This is a genomic window from Streptomyces sp. NPDC033845, from assembly GCF_055576225.1.
In genome coordinates this window covers 1-13,410 of sequence record NZ_JBVIRI010000030.1, presented here as the reverse complement: position 1 = coordinate 13,410, position 13,410 = coordinate 1, and the positions used below count along the sequence as shown (strand labels likewise).

The 13,410-nt window shown below is 70.0% G+C and carries 11 protein-coding genes; 1 reads left to right on the top strand and 10 read right to left on the bottom strand.

What is annotated here, in order from left to right:
• Positions 1 to 2: 2 nt before the first annotated feature.
• From ACZ50K_RS34500 to ACZ50K_RS34480, 5 genes are read right to left on the bottom strand one after another with little or no spacing between them, the layout of a single operon-like run.
• Positions 3 to 626, bottom strand: coding sequence for a hypothetical protein (locus tag ACZ50K_RS34500; protein WP_468910743.1), 624 nt, complete (start codon positions 624 to 626; stop codon positions 3 to 5).
• Complete coding sequence (locus ACZ50K_RS34495; protein ID WP_468910741.1) at positions 623 to 3,196, bottom strand: ATP-binding protein; 2,574 nt, start codon at positions 3,194 to 3,196, stop codon at positions 623 to 625. The genes ACZ50K_RS34500 and ACZ50K_RS34495 overlap by 4 nt, the downstream gene beginning before the upstream one ends.
• Entirely contained in the window at positions 3,193 to 3,735 is a 543-nt protein-coding gene (locus ACZ50K_RS34490) for a hypothetical protein (RefSeq protein ID WP_468910738.1), read from the bottom strand. Before ACZ50K_RS34490 ends, ACZ50K_RS34495 begins: the two co-directional genes overlap by 4 nt.
• 34 nt (positions 3,736 to 3,769) lie before the next feature.
• Complete coding sequence (locus tag ACZ50K_RS34485; RefSeq protein ID WP_468910736.1) at positions 3,770 to 4,024, bottom strand: hypothetical protein; 255 nt, start codon at positions 4,022 to 4,024, stop codon at positions 3,770 to 3,772.
• Positions 4,025 to 4,077: 53 nt separating this feature from the next.
• Positions 4,078 to 5,193 carry a hypothetical protein gene (locus ACZ50K_RS34480; RefSeq protein ID WP_468910733.1) on the bottom strand — a complete coding sequence of 372 codons (1,116 nt, stop codon included), beginning with the start codon at positions 5,191 to 5,193 and terminating at the stop codon, positions 4,078 to 4,080.
• Between the two features lie 140 nt (positions 5,194 to 5,333).
• Between ACZ50K_RS34480 and ACZ50K_RS34475 the strand changes: the two genes are divergently transcribed.
• The gene (locus ACZ50K_RS34475) at positions 5,334 to 5,804 is read left to right on the top strand and encodes a helix-turn-helix domain-containing protein (protein ID WP_468910731.1); all 471 of its coding nucleotides are present in this window, start codon (positions 5,334 to 5,336) and stop codon (positions 5,802 to 5,804) included.
• Between the two features lie 143 nt (positions 5,805 to 5,947).
• On the opposite strand, the gene ACZ50K_RS34470 is transcribed toward ACZ50K_RS34475, so the two are convergent.
• The 5 genes from ACZ50K_RS34470 to ACZ50K_RS34450 form a co-directional block, all read right to left on the bottom strand.
• Positions 5,948 to 8,110, bottom strand: a complete 2,163-nt coding sequence (locus ACZ50K_RS34470; RefSeq protein WP_468910729.1) for a type IV secretory system conjugative DNA transfer family protein — start codon at positions 8,108 to 8,110, stop codon at positions 5,948 to 5,950.
• Between the two features lie 304 nt (positions 8,111 to 8,414).
• Positions 8,415 to 8,804: a hypothetical protein gene (locus ACZ50K_RS34465; RefSeq protein WP_468910726.1), complete on the bottom strand. Its 390-nt coding sequence runs from the start codon at positions 8,802 to 8,804 to the stop codon at positions 8,415 to 8,417.
• Positions 8,805 to 8,966: 162 nt separating this feature from the next.
• Positions 8,967 to 10,787 (bottom strand): ABC transporter ATP-binding protein, encoded by a 1,821-nt coding sequence (locus ACZ50K_RS34460; RefSeq protein WP_468910724.1) that lies wholly within the window; start codon positions 10,785 to 10,787, stop codon positions 8,967 to 8,969.
• Between the two features lie 377 nt (positions 10,788 to 11,164).
• Positions 11,165 to 12,220 (bottom strand): asparagine synthase-related protein, encoded by a 1,056-nt coding sequence (locus tag ACZ50K_RS34455; protein ID WP_468910827.1) that lies wholly within the window; start codon positions 12,218 to 12,220, stop codon positions 11,165 to 11,167.
• 542 nt (positions 12,221 to 12,762) lie between these two features.
• On the bottom strand, positions 12,763 to 12,885 hold the full coding sequence (locus ACZ50K_RS34450) for a hypothetical protein (protein ID WP_468910722.1): 123 nt from the start codon (positions 12,883 to 12,885) through the stop codon (positions 12,763 to 12,765).
• Between the last annotated feature and the right edge of the window lie 525 nt (positions 12,886 to 13,410).

The window sequence follows — 13,410 nt, the reverse complement described above, 5'->3', positions numbered from 1 at the left end:
CGCTACCCGCCGGCCAGAGCGGTCTGGATGGGGCTGCCGCCCTCGCCGTACCGTCCGCCGTCGACGTCCTCGACCTGGTCGACCAGCCATGCGCCGTTCTCCTCGATGACGCGGACCGCGTCGCGCGAGGTGTGGGTGGAGTCGGGCCAGGTGACGGTGTAGCTGACCAAGACGCCCCAGCCGGGCGGGTGCTCCTCCCAGCCCCCGACCTGTTCCGCGCCGCCCTCGGTCACCACCGGTCCCATGGAGGCGCGGGTGGGACCCGTGCTGGCCGGCCGGGACGGTACCGGCGGCATGGTCGATCCGTCCGGGTACAGGGTCGGGGTCGGAAGGGTGGACAGCGACGGCTGGGTCGACGACGGGGTGGGGCTCGGCCCGGACTCCTCCACCACGCACTGCTCGACGGTCCCGCCCCGCCACCTCGCCGACGTCAGTTCGCACTTGGCGCGCCAGTCCTGCCGGTTGTCGGCCTCCATGTAGAGGCGCGCCACGCGCAGGGCAGCCGCCGACGGACTCTCCGGGGCCTTGTCCTGGTCCTTGCCCTTGTCCTTGCCGCCGGAGCAGGCGGTGGCCGCCAGGCTCGCGGCCAGCAGTGCCGCGGCGGCCGCCGTGCGGGCGCGCTTCATACGCGAGCTCCTTCCTGGGTGAGGCCGGCTTCCGGCCCGTCGGTCGTCACCGCGTCGGCCGGGGTGGCCTTGGGCGTGGTGTCCAGGAGCTCCAGGAGCTCCATCGTGGGGATGTCCCACTGGACGGTGGCCGCCTGGAAGCGCCGGTCGCGCACGATGCAGTGGCCGTGCCGGATCGACCCGTTGGGGTTCATGCCGATCGACTGGATCAAGGCCCGGGTGTGCGGGCCCGGGGGCAGGCCGAGGAGCTCCGCCATGGCGTCCTGCTGGCTGGGCACGGTCAGCTGGAACCCGAACACCGTGCTGAGCTGCTCCACCACACCGACCAGCCGGGACAGCGACGCCGGGTCCTGGGTGTCCAGGATCAGCGACGTCGACAGCGCCCGCCCCACCCGGGCGATGTACTCAAGGAAGGAGCTGCCCTCCCTCGTCGCCGTCAGCACGTGGACCTCGGGGATCGCCACCAGCTTCCGCATGGTCCGCAGGTCCTTGCGCCCGGCGGTGGTGATGCCGTAGGCGAGCATCGAGTGCATCAGCGCCACCGACATCCGCTGCGCGGAGTTCCAGTCCTCGCGGCCGTCGGACACACTTGGCAGGGACAGCCCGGGGATCTGCACCACCCAGATACCCGGCTCCGGTGACAACGGGGAGGCACCCTCCCGGGGCCGGCCCATGAACGGAGCCCCCAGCGCGGTCTGGGAGAGCTCGAACAAGGCCTCGCCGGCCTCCCGCGCCAGCGGATCCGCCGACGACCGGAGCTTGGCGATGACCTTCCAGGTCGCCGGGTCGCCCTCGGCGATCACCTCGTTGGTAGCGTGCTGGACGGGGGTCTCCGCACCGCGGGCCCGCAGATGCGGAGGCATGGCGATGCCCAGCTGAGCCGGCACCTCGATCTGCGCCCGCTCCGACCCCTCGCGGTCCAGGAGCCGGAACAGATCCGCCGCGCCGGCGAAGGCGGGACCCGTCTCGATCAGGTGCGCGTTGAGCCCGAACCGGCGGGCCGCGGTGACGACACCGCCCATGTCCCCCTTGAAGTCCATCGCCAGGACGAACGCGCCGCGCAGGGCGGCGATCAGCATGCTGATGAGCACGGCCAGGGTCTTACCCCGCCCGCTCCGGCCGATCAGCGCCGTGGTGGTGGCGTCGCCGAGCTCGGAGCCGATGGTGACGTCGTGCCGGAACAGCCCCGGGGTGGAACCGGTGAGGTAGCCGACGATCGGCCCGCTGTCGTCACCCACCTGGGCCCCGCCCCACCACCACGAGCCGGCCAGCGCGGTCACATCACGGATGTGCCCCATGTCCGGGACCCGCAGCCGGTCACCGGGCTGCGCCTCCAGCCACAGCTCCCTCTGCTCCTCCTCACCGACACCCACTTCGATGCCGACCCCGCCGTAGTAGGCGCGCACCGCGTCCACCCGGGCCCGCAGGTCCTCCAGCCCCGCGGTGCTGGTGACGATCAGCCGGGGATGGTCGGTGACCAGGGTGAGGTCCTCGCGCCCCATGTCCCGGATCAGCCCGGCCATCACCCCCTCGGTCTCCTCCACCGCCTGCCCGGGGTCCTCCGCCGAGTGCTGACTGGCCGACCGCCGCTGCTCCTTGGCCAGCCGCCGCGCGGCGTCCACGGCCTTGAGCGCGTCCCGCTTGGGCATCACCCGCCACCGCACGGACGCCTCGGGCGACACCGGCAGGATCAGGCTCGCCAGGTCGACGTCCGCCTCCAACTCGGCGTCGTCGATGTCCGGAACGTAGGTGATCTCCGACAGGGCCCTCAGCCACTCACCGGCACCGGGGATGTCCATCCGCTCCGGGAAGCCCGACATCGTCAGCACCGACACCCAGGCGGAGGTCCGCCCCTCGGCGTCGACCACGGCCAGGTGGTCCGGGTAGGGGAGGATCCGCCCACGCGTCAAGGACGCCAGCTTCGCACCGCTGATCAGCCCGTGCTGCGCCGACGGCACAGGAGTGGTCCGGTGCTGCTCCCGCGCGATCATCCACGCCAGCAGCTCCACCGGCGCCGGCTGCGCCCGCCACGGTGTCGCCTCCAGCAGGCGGCCCAGCCGCCGCATGCTGCCGTCCAGGCGCGCCAGCTCCCGGGCGCTGACCCCGGAGGCGCTCACCCCCAGGGCCCGCCCGGCACCCCGCCGCCCCGAGACGGGCGCGGCGCCGGAGCGCTCACTGATCCGGACCCCCATCAGCAGGTGACGGCTGGGCAGGGCGATGTTCTCCAGCCGGTCGATGCGCTGCTGTGCCCACTCCCGCCAGTCCCCGGAGGTGAACAGGTCGGCGGCCTCGGCCATGTAGTCCTGGGCGTTCAGCGGGGACCACAGCACCCGCAGGTGCACCTCGCTGCCCGCAAGCGTCCGGGCCATCGCGGACACGGCCTCGCCGAGCTCGGTGTCACGGGCGGCCTCGGTCATCAGATCCGTATTGGAGCTGCCCAGGCTGAACCACGCCTCGGCGTGGGTCCCCGCGACGACCAGGCCGTCGGCGAGCGCGACGTACTGGGGCGGCTGGGCACCGCGTTCACCGCCCAGCCCCAGGAAATTGCCGACCCGCGTCAGCACCTTCACGATGCCCCCCTCTTCCCCGTGCTCTTCGTGCTGCCTGTGCGTTGGCGGGCCCGGAACACCATGTCCGGCCCGTACAGGCGCGGCCGGGCCTCCAGGACGATCGGAGTCCCGGCCACGATCTCCAGCGGCGTCAGGGCGTCGTCCAGCTGCCGGGCCCGGCGCACCGACTCCCGGCGGAGCCCGTCACCGGTGCTGCCCCACCGGTCCCGCCGCGGGATCCACTCCGCCCGCGCGGCCACCCGCCGGCCCCCGCAGACCACCGGCCGGTGCCCCAGCGTCAGATACCGCACCTTCAGCGCCCAGTAGGTGATCACCCACCGCCGGTCGTTGCGCCGGCTGCGCTGCGTCCCGAAGATCGCCACCAGCAGCGGGGGCAGAAAGTAGGCAGTGAAACTGATCTTGGAAGGCAGGCCGAAGACCAGCAGCAGCCCGCCCGTCCACACCCCGTACAGCACCGCGCCCAGGATCAGGGTCCGCCGCGGCACGCCTTCGCCCAGGTCGACGCCCAGGAGCTCGTGCTGGCGGGTCTCCAGGTCCATGTGGCGCGTGTACGTCACCCCGGTACGCATCGCCCTAGACCTCGCGGACGCTGTCCCACACCGATTCCAGCAACCCCCGCATCTCGGAGGGGAACCAGACGAACCCGCCCACGAACACGGCGGCGATGCTCATGGTGATCAGGCCGCCCCAGTCGTCCTTCGCGTAGTGGCGGAAGGCGCGTACGGCCATCCAGGCGGCGAGCAGGTTCCCGACCAGCAGCAGGACGCCGGCCTTGAGGCCCTCACCCGTGGGCAGCGCGGCCAGGATGTGAACGTGGGACTCGGACATGGGGTGTCTCCCTTCAGAAGCAGATCAAGCAGGACAGGGGGCGAGGCGCCGTCTCAGGCGGTTCCGCCGTGGACGGCGGACACCTGCCAGCGCGTGGCGCCGCCCGCGGTGACCTTCGCCAGGCGCAGCCGGTAGGACTGCTCCAGCTGGGCGTTGCCGGCCTGCCACACCACGCGTGCGGTGCCCGTGCGTTCGGCACCCGAGCCCTTGTCGGCAGCCCAGGACGACACTGCGGACAGGGTGAACACTCCGGGGGGAAGCGCCGGCACCCACGCTCCGGGCGCCAGCAGTGGCTCCAGGTCCCCGCCGGCCGCGTACGCGGTGAAGAACCCCTTCACGACGTCACCGGTGTCCTGGGAGAACTTCGTATCGCCGGCCGGCGCGGTCAGCTCCGGCGCTGCCGGCCCGGCGGCCGGCACACCGACGATCCCGGGAGGCCCGCTCACGATGATCCGGGCACCGACGCGAACGACCGGTACGTCCAGCCCTATCCACCGCGGCCCGCCCGGCGCCGGAGCCCCGGCGGGCACCTGGGCGTCGGAGCGCACCAGCACCTCCACCCGGACCCGGGCCTGTTCCCGGCCGGTCACGGTGACCGTGCCCGGCTCCACCGCCAGCACGTCCTGGCGGCCCCTGCCGTCCCAGCCCACCGCCGTGTTGGAACCCTCCGGCAGGACGGCCGCCAGCTGCGCGGCCCGCGCATCAGGGCTCTTCTCGTCCCAGCCGAGGTAGGCGCGCGCGTACCGTGCGGCGACCGTCTGGGCCTCGGCCTCCGGGTAGACCGGCGCCGTCGCGGACGGAGCGTTCGTCACGCTCTCCACCACGGTCTGCTTCTTCGGCAGCAGGAGCGCCTTCGCACCGAGCAGGGTCAAGACGGCCACCAGCGTCCACAGAAGCCCGCGGCCCGCCCGGCGCAGCGCGGCCGACCCGGGACGCTCGTCCAGCGGCGTCCAGGGCGCCGGTGCCGGAGCACCGGCCCCGGAGGGCGAGGGCAGGGCCGGCTGCTCGCGCAGCTCCCGGGCCGCGGTCTCCCACGGATTGGCGGCGGGCGAGGTCTGGGCGGGGGAGCCCGCGCCGGGCCTGCCGGCCTTCGCGGCCTTCCGCGCACGGACCCGCGCGCGCTTCGCCTCCCAGTCGCCTTCATCCGGCAGGCCCAGCAGATTCCGCACGGCCGGACTCAACCCCATATTCAGACCCTCCCCCCGAAGGCATCACGTACCCATACGCGCGCAAGATCCGCACCATATGCCAAGCCGTCAGCGACGGTCAAAGGACTTCGTAATCCAGCCACAATGGCCATAAGTCGACAATGCGCTTTCGGTGTATTCGACAAGGGTTAGGGTGTGCCCTCATGTCTACCAACGACCGCCCCCCGGCCGCGGCACGCCTCCGTGCGCGCCGATTCCGCGCCCTCCGCATCAGACGCGGCTACAAAACCCAGCGAGAATTCGCAGCGGACCTGGGGTGTGCTCGCAGCTCGGTCAGCGCATGGGAGGCAGGAAGCAGTACCCCGAACCCCGAAATGCTCAGGAGGATCTCAACCCTCCTCGGCGTATCGCCTTATGCTCTGATAGAACCCGGTGAAGCGTCGGCGCTGAGATTAATGCGCATTGCGTCAGGCCGCACGCAAATGGCTACCGCAGCGATTCTTGGAATTACCGAAAGCTCTTATTGTGATGTCGAGCGAGGGCGTCAGGCGGTCCCGCCGCGATGGATTGGAACCCTCAGTATCTTATTCAACACACCGCCCGGCCGACTCCGCGAGAAGCTCTACCAGTAATTCTGAGGCAATCGCCTTTACCCTCGGTTGCGTAAATATGTGTCGAGTATGTGGGGATTATGCATTGTGGGCATCCATGGCGTCCGGCAATAGAAGAACCGGACGCCATAAGTGCGCACTGTGCGGCTGAAAATATTCGGTAATCAGGTCCTGCCCGATTTACCCTTCCACGCTGCTGCCCAGGCCCTCAGTTCATCCTCGGTATAGAAAGTGGTGCGCCCGTCGGAGACGCCCTCGGGGAACGGGATACCCCGCTGCTCCGCGCGCCCCTTGTACTGCCTGGCCGTCGAGTGCGACCACGGCAGGATCCCCGCTGCGCAGGCCTCGGCCAGGCTGTAGGTCCGAGGCAGGACGTCCACAGCCTCCGGCGGCTGGCCGCCTGTCACATGAGCTGTCACACGGCCTGTCACATGAGCCGCTGTCACACCTTCTGAACTGGGAAGAACCCCGCCAACCCCCGCGCCGGAACCGCGTGTGACACGGCTCTCCTCGGGGCCGTACTTCCCCCCGGGGAGGAAGGCGCCCACCCCAGTGGTCCGGTCGGCTTCCTCCAGGATCTCGGCGGTGATCCACGGCGCCATCCCTCCCTCGTCGAACCAGGAGGGCGCCGGCCCGCAGGACGCTAGGAGTTCCGGAACTCGCGGAGTGATGAAGCAGGGCTGGAATTCCCGCACGTACAGGTGCTCGCCGCCCGGAGCCTGTCGGCCATCGGTGAATACACCACGGCCCTTCACCGCGATGTCGTAGGGGATGACCGGAGTCGACTGGCCGAAAGCAACCCCCCAGGAAACCCGATCCTGCTGTCCCACAATGAACTTCGAACCGATCTGAGCGCGTTCCATTGTGCCGCCGAAGAACGAGTTAGCGAACTGCTGTGTACCCACGACGATCCGGTGGTCAGCAGAACGCCCCTGAAGCAGGATGATCGAGAACCATTCCAGGAAAGGGGGAGTCCCCTTGCCCCCCAGTCCGTACCGCCACCAAATATATGCAAGTTTGATCAACGTGGGAAGTTCATCCACCACCAGCATCCGCTGGCACAGCTGGCCCCTCAGGTGGAGGTCGCCGTCTTTCCCCTGTGCCGCCTCGGCGGCCATCATCGACACCATGAACTCACCGAATGCGGCAATGCATTCACGGATGGTCTTGTGGATCCGCACCCCGGAATAGCCCTCCGCTGCCGCCAGGGAATTGCGTTTCGTGTCGAGAATGTCAATCAGAGTGCCATTCTGGCGTCCGTGGACAATCGGAATGTAGAGCATCGTGCTCTTGCCGGCACCCGTGGAGCCAGCCACACCCCAGTGCGGGGTAGCCGACTGGGTCCGCACGACGACGTCCACCAGCTCATTGCCCTCGATTGCCATCCCCACGAACACCTCGTAAGGGTTACCTGTAGATTTCCATTCCACGGAATCCGGCAGGACCGGAACCGCAGCCGGGGCAGGCTTTCGGGTCCACTGAACGGACTGCGACGCGCCAGCCCGCTCCCACGCCGCCACCCACTCACCCGGAACCCGCGTGTCCACCGAGTGGGCAAGCGCGTTCTGCGCCTCCTTCCCACCCATCCAGTCAACCGGCAGGCGCAGCACGATCCGCGCGCCCTCAGCCCCCAGATCAGGGTCCAGGCGCAGCCACGCCCCACGCTTCTCCTCCGGCTCCAGCCGGAGCACCTGCCGGACCGCCGCCCACAGGGCCGGCCCCAAGATCTCGTCATCGGTAGGTCGGCGCACTGCCCACCACCGCAGCCCAGCCGGACCCGCCACCGCCAGCCCAAGCACCCCCACCACCGCACCCGCCAGCACCCCACAGGTGGGCCCAGGATGCCGCCACAGTCCCCACGCAACAGGCAGCGGCGCCAGGCGCACCAGGCAGCGGGCAGCGCGCGGCCAGCGCGTCCACGCACCCGCAGCGCGCCCCATGCTCGCCACGACCTGCCCAGCCGCACGGAACAACGACCGTCGGCCGTTGTCCCTCAGTCGGCTGCCGCGTCGGCTGGCCGCACCACCGGGGCTGGGCATCCGGTCGTCGGTGACCAGCACCCCCGACCGCCACCAGGTCGCCGTGCTGCGGGGATCGCCGGTCAGGTCCCGTCCGCTGACGTAGCGGCCCACGAACCGGGCAATGCCTCCCACCGTCCGTTCGATCGCTTCGTTCAGCTCGGCGTTCGGCCGTCGGGCACCGCTGCGGCCCCGGTCATTGGCTATGTAGCCCACCAGCAACAGCAGCAGCAGGACACCCCCGCCGGGCGCGGCGAGATCCTGCAGGCGTTCCTTCAGGTCATCCCACGCCGCGGCTTGCACCACCATGTTCGGCACCCCCCTTGTTGATCAGACCCTAGGCGGCACCGTCCTCGGTCTGCCCCTGAAATGGCGGTGAACGAGGCGGGGACGGCTGAGGCCCCGGCCAGGCCGGGCGGGAGGTAGCGGGCCTGATCGGGACTTCATGAGTCGACGCGCGGAGGCCCCGTAGCACGGTGGTGGGCCGGGCGGGGAAACCAGCAGCTTCACCCGGGGTGCGGGTCGGCCCTGTCGTGCAGCTCTCGCGCGGCAACGCGGTGCGGCTGTGTGCCTGCTACGAGGGCGGACCTAGCGACTGCTGTGTGCTGGTCGGTTACACATGGCCGTTGGCGCTGAGGGTGATGGTGATGGTGTTCTGGGTGTAGCCGGTGAGGAGTCGGCGGGCGAGCTCGGAGAGTGAGCTGGTTGTCTGTTCGTTGTGGCGGCGGTTTTCGGCTTGGGCGACGGCGTTGTCGGCGAGGTTGACGCCTACGGCTGTGAAGCCGCTTCCTTCCGCTGGTGCTGGGCGGAGTGTGATGTGGCCGGCGGCGTAGCTGAGAAGGAGGATCTCCAGGACGCGCGCGCCGGTGAGGTGTTCGTTCTTGGCTTTCGCGCTGGCGTCTTGCCAGGCGGGCATGTCGAGGAAGAGGGATCGCCTGCGTCGGGCGGGTGGCTGGGTGGCCGCGGCCGGGGGTAGGGGGTCGAGGCGGCTGCGGTCGCTCATGGCCAGCTCCTTCGTGTGTAGGAGTGCCAGGTTAGGGTGTGGGTGGTACTCGGTGTTGTGGCGGGTGATCGCCCCAGTGGGCCGGGTGCCGAGCGGGGGCCGGTGTAGGGCTGCTAACCCTGCTTCCGCCTTGGCCGAGCCAGAGCGGGCCGGCCCCCGGCCTCATGTCCGCGGCAGGGCGGGTACTTCGGAGCCCTGCTGGAGCCGGTACAGGTCGGCGAAGAGGCCGCCGGCGGACATCAGGGACGCGAAGCTTCCCTCTTCGACGATCCGGCCGTGCTCCAGGACGATGATGCGGTCTGCCAGGCGGGTGTTGACCAGCCGGTGCGTGACGAACACGGTGGTGCGGCCGGCGGCGAGCTCTCGGAGCCGCTGGAAGACGTGGTGCTCGGCGCGCGCGTCGAGGGCGGAGGTCGGCTCGTCGAGGATGAGGACGGGTGCGTCGCGGTGGAAGGCGCGCGCGATGGCCAGACGCTGCCACTGGCCGCCGGAGAGGTCGTGTCCACCCCACCAGGAACGGGCGAGAAGGGTGCCGAGGCCGTGGGGAAGGCGGTCGATGATGTCGGTGGCGCCGGCCGCTGTCGCGGCGGCCAGGACGCCCGCGTCGTCGGCTGTACCGCGGCCCAGCGTGATGTTCTCCCGGGCGGTCATGGGCCAACGGGTGAAGTTCTGGGGGACACGGCCGACGCGGGACCACACCGAGTGCGCGTCGAGGCCAGCCAGGGTTTCCCCGTCCCAGGACACCGTGCCGGTGGTGGGGAGGTAGAGGCCGGCGAGAAGGTTGGCGAGGGTGGTCTTGCCGGATCCGTTCTCGCCGACGAGTGCGATGAGTTCGCCCCGGCACAGCTGCAGGCTGATGTCCTCCAGGGCGGGGCGTCCGCTGCCCGGGTAGGTGAATCCGGCTCCGGCCGCGGTGATGCTCTCCGGGCCGGCCACGGCTGCCCGCAGGGGGCCGCGGTCGGCACGCAGGTGCCCCGCGTACTGGCAGAATCCCTGCCAGTCGTCCAGGCGCAGTGCGGTGCGGAAGAGCTCGGTGCCGGCGCGTACCCATGCCGCGGTGGCGCGCTGGCAGGCCTGCACACCGATGACGGCTGCCGCGGCTTCCGGGAAGGACAGCTCACCGCGGGCGGTGAGGAACCACAAGGCCGCCCACACCAGGAGCGTCGCCAGTGCGCCGACGGCGTCGCCGGCCCACCGCACCCGCATCATCTGCCGGACGGCCCGGAGGTCTTCGGCCTCCAGCCGGGTGGACACCGACCGGTAGCGGCTGAGGAGGAAGGGCCCCATCGTCGAGGACCGTACTTCGTCCGCGCTCTCCCGGTTCGTGGCGTAGGAGCGCCACACGCTGCGCAGACGGCTGTCGGACAGTGTGCGGTGCCGGGCTGAGTGCTCGACCCGGGCGGCCGTCACAGCCGCGATGGCGCGAGGCACGGCCGCGACCAGGAGCAGGGGCAGCAGGACGGGGTGCAGTACGGCGAGGTACCCGCCGGCACCTACCAGGAGGCCGGCGGCGGCGATGAGGGTCTGGGCGGACACCATCAGCTCGCGGGTGGCCTCGGCTCCCTCGCCGGCTGCTTCGAGTTTGTCTCCAAAGCCCGGGTCGTCGTAGGCGATGAGTTCCACGGACGTGGCGGTGGTGAGCACGTGGAGGTCCGCCTCGCGCATCACCTGCGGGGCCAGTCTGGCCGCAGCCAGCTGGGCGGCGGCCTCCAAGGCGTACCGGCCGCTCACGCAGGCGGTCAGCCCCAGGAGCGGCCACCTGACGGCCTCGAACCATTGGGCCGGTCCGCCGGTGCCGGCCGGATCGGCCAGCACCGGTCCGAGGACGGCTGAGGCCAGGGCCAGTGCGCAGGCGGCCGCCCCGGCGGCAAGAACCTGGGCCACGAGCCAGGCCACCACGGTCCGGCGGTCGGTCTTCCAGCCCAGGCGCAGCGCCGTTGCCACCGTGCGGGGCAGCCGGGCGGCCATGGCCCGAACTGTCATCGACGCTGAGACCTCCGCGTACGGATCGGATCGCAACCGCATCACGGGCGCATCCGAGTCATCTGAAAGGTCCGGTGAAGCCTTGGTGCTCATCGTGTTGGTCTCACTCCTGTGGGTCGACCGGGCGCAGCGTGGGGAACCACTCTTCAATTCCGTGGTGCGGCTCTGTTCCCGGGCGCGGCCGGGTGGGCGGCTGAGGTTCAAGCACTATCCCGCGCAGCGGGTTACCAGGGGGCCGCTTCGCGGCCCCCTGGGATGGGCAGCCGCTTCGCGGCTGCCCAGGGCGTAGGCGGGCCGCTTCGCGTCCCGCCCAAAGGGAAGCCCTCCGCTGCGCTCCGGGCGCGCAGTGGCCTTCCGGGTCGCTGCGCGCCCCGGAGTCAGCTCAGGGACCGGATGTGCAGGTCTAACGCAATCGGGGCGTACACGGCGGTATGGCGGGCCGCCGTCCGCACGCTGCGCGCACAGTCGGAGGCGGCGGTGAGAATGCCCGCCCGTGTGATCAGGCCCGCGTCGATCAGGGGGGAGTCGGATGCCATCCGCCTTAGGAGGGAGGGCCCGTGGAGGTGCAGCGCGTTTGCCATGACATCGGTGAACACTTCGCGCATCGGCGCCCGTACGACGTGCGGGGGCAGACCCCGCCGGACAAGCCGTTCCCGCATGAGCCGCTTGTCCGCGCGCCATTCGTCGGGCAGCCAGCGGGCGAACCGCACGATCGGGAGTTCCGCGAGGGGTACTACTGGCCACAGGCCGCCCCGCAGCATGTACGGGCTGACGGTGCGCAGTGCCAGGAGTACGGACTCCGCCACGGCAGTGGCCGGAGCGGTCCCGAGGTCGCGTTCGGCCAGCGCGGTCCGCGCGGAGGGCCCCAGCCAGTCGCGCGGGTGTTCCCTGCGTGCCGGGCGCCCCGAGACGGACATCAGCTCGTCCCCGCCGAATCCGGCCACCACGGTCTGTATGCCCCGTGCTGCGAGTCGGGCTGTCAGCTCGTCCTGGGCTTCCACGTAGGGCTCGTCGTAGACGCCGTACAAGCCCAGCCGCCGGGAACCGGAGGGCATCAGGGGCGGGTACTCCGAAGCCGACACCCGCACATCCTCACGCAGCCGAGCCGCGCGGATCAGGTGCTTTCGCCGGGACTGCTGCTGCGCTCCCACTGGGCCCGGAAGCATCAGCGCTGCCGCTGTCACTTGGTCCGGCCAGGCATCTCCGAGGGAGAGGGCGAGGGTCGCACTGTCCTGCCCGCCAGATAGCTGTACGGCGGTGGTGGCCGCAGTGAGCGGACGGTTTGCCATCGAGCGGGTCAGAAGGGTCTCGAAGCCCCCGACCGGATCGGCACCGGGGGTGAGAGTGCGGGGAAGGTCCCGTTTCACGGGCGCCGGGTACGTGACGGCAAGCCTCTGGGCACTCCACTGGGCCCGTGCTCCGACCGTGAGCATGTGGAGGCCCTCGAAGACGGTTTCGGTGCTGTACCGCCCGTGTCCGCTCAAGGCGCGGGCGCAGTCGCGTAAGCACAGCTTGTCTGTGGTGAGGTGGGATCGAAGGTCCGCCGGATCCCAGGAGGCGTTCAGACGCCCTTGTCCGAGAGCGAGATAGACCGGGGCGACGGGGTTCGAAGAGATGACGGTCAGTCCGCCGTTGGCGACGTGAACGGTGAGGGAGCCCAACGGCCACGCCTCCCAGGCCGTGCGGGTAGTCCGCAAGGCCATGGGTGAAAGCACGCTGTGCCGGGAGACGTGAGTGTCCTTCATCCGCTCACGCACCGTCAGCGTCCACTCGTACCCGTCTGTTGAGGTGAGCAGTTCGAGTTGAGGATGGGGGAACGGTTCAATCCAGCTGTCTCCGCTCACCATGCGTCCACTCGAAGGCGACCACTCGCCTAAGAGTGAAGAGAGGGAGATCGAGAACTTCAGCACCGAGTCTTTCCTTTCGGGATAGGGGGCGGGGCCCGGAATTAGATTCCGGGCCCCGCTTTCACCTCTTAGGCCTCGTCGCGCCAGCCCTGGTCCTCGTTGCCAGAGGGCTTGTCCTGGTAGCGGTCGGATTCGACGACCTCGGCGGTCACGATCGGGGTGCTGAAGATGGATTCGACGCTGTCACGCATGACTTGGTCCTCTCGGATGGTGATCTTTCAGTGGACCGGGCTGCTAAACCCGGTGCCGGTTCCGTGTGGTTCCGACATCACTAATACTAGGCATGACATGCCTAGTGCACAACTCCTTTTAAGCCGTTCACATCCAGCCACTTAGCAACTGCGTAAATTCCCGTGATGCTACACAGCTCTATTTAGATGTAAGACTTTGGAACCGCTCTCGATCCGGCGATAAATCGATCCACACCAGGGACGCCCCCCGGGTCCCCTCCTTACTTGCCAGCTGGTCCGCGTAGCGGGCCTAGGGGACTGGAGGCGGAGCCGGAAGGACCAGGGTGGGAGCGAAGCGAACACCCTGTCCGGAGCGCAGCGCAGGACCGCCCCGAAGGGGCGCACCAGCTTGGCGGAGCCAAGCACCGGGGCGAAGCCCCGGTGCCCTGGCGCGCAGCGCCAGGGGCAGCACCCGAAGGGTGCCGACCGCGCGCAGCGCGGTCCTTCTGTCCTCAACGCGCAGCGTTGAGGTACCCGCTCCGCGGG

Bases quoted from the DNA above. Each gene is read 5' to 3' on its own strand.
- ACZ50K_RS34490 (WP_468910738.1), bottom strand. From the start codon at position 3,735: ATGGACCTGGAGACCCGCCAGCACGAGCTCCTGGGCGTCGACCTGGGC.
- ACZ50K_RS34450 (WP_468910722.1), bottom strand. From the start codon at position 12,885: ATGCGTGACAGCGTCGAATCCATCTTCAGCACCCCGATCGTGACCGCC.
- ACZ50K_RS34455 (WP_468910827.1), bottom strand. From the start codon at position 12,220: ATGCTCACGGTCGGAGCACGGGCCCAGTGGAGTGCCCAGAGGCTTGCC.
- ACZ50K_RS34460 (WP_468910724.1), bottom strand. From the start codon at position 10,787: ATGACAGTTCGGGCCATGGCCGCCCGGCTGCCCCGCACGGTGGCAACG.
- ACZ50K_RS34485 (WP_468910736.1), bottom strand. From the start codon at position 4,024: ATGTCCGAGTCCCACGTTCACATCCTGGCCGCGCTGCCCACGGGTGAG.
- ACZ50K_RS34465 (WP_468910726.1), bottom strand. From the start codon at position 8,804: ATGAGCGACCGCAGCCGCCTCGACCCCCTACCCCCGGCCGCGGCCACC.
- ACZ50K_RS34500 (WP_468910743.1), bottom strand. From the start codon at position 626: ATGAAGCGCGCCCGCACGGCGGCCGCCGCGGCACTGCTGGCCGCGAGC.
- ACZ50K_RS34470 (WP_468910729.1), bottom strand. From the start codon at position 8,110: ATGGTGGTGCAAGCCGCGGCGTGGGATGACCTGAAGGAACGCCTGCAG.
- ACZ50K_RS34475 (WP_468910731.1), top strand. From the start codon at position 5,334: ATGCGCTTTCGGTGTATTCGACAAGGGTTAGGGTGTGCCCTCATGTCT.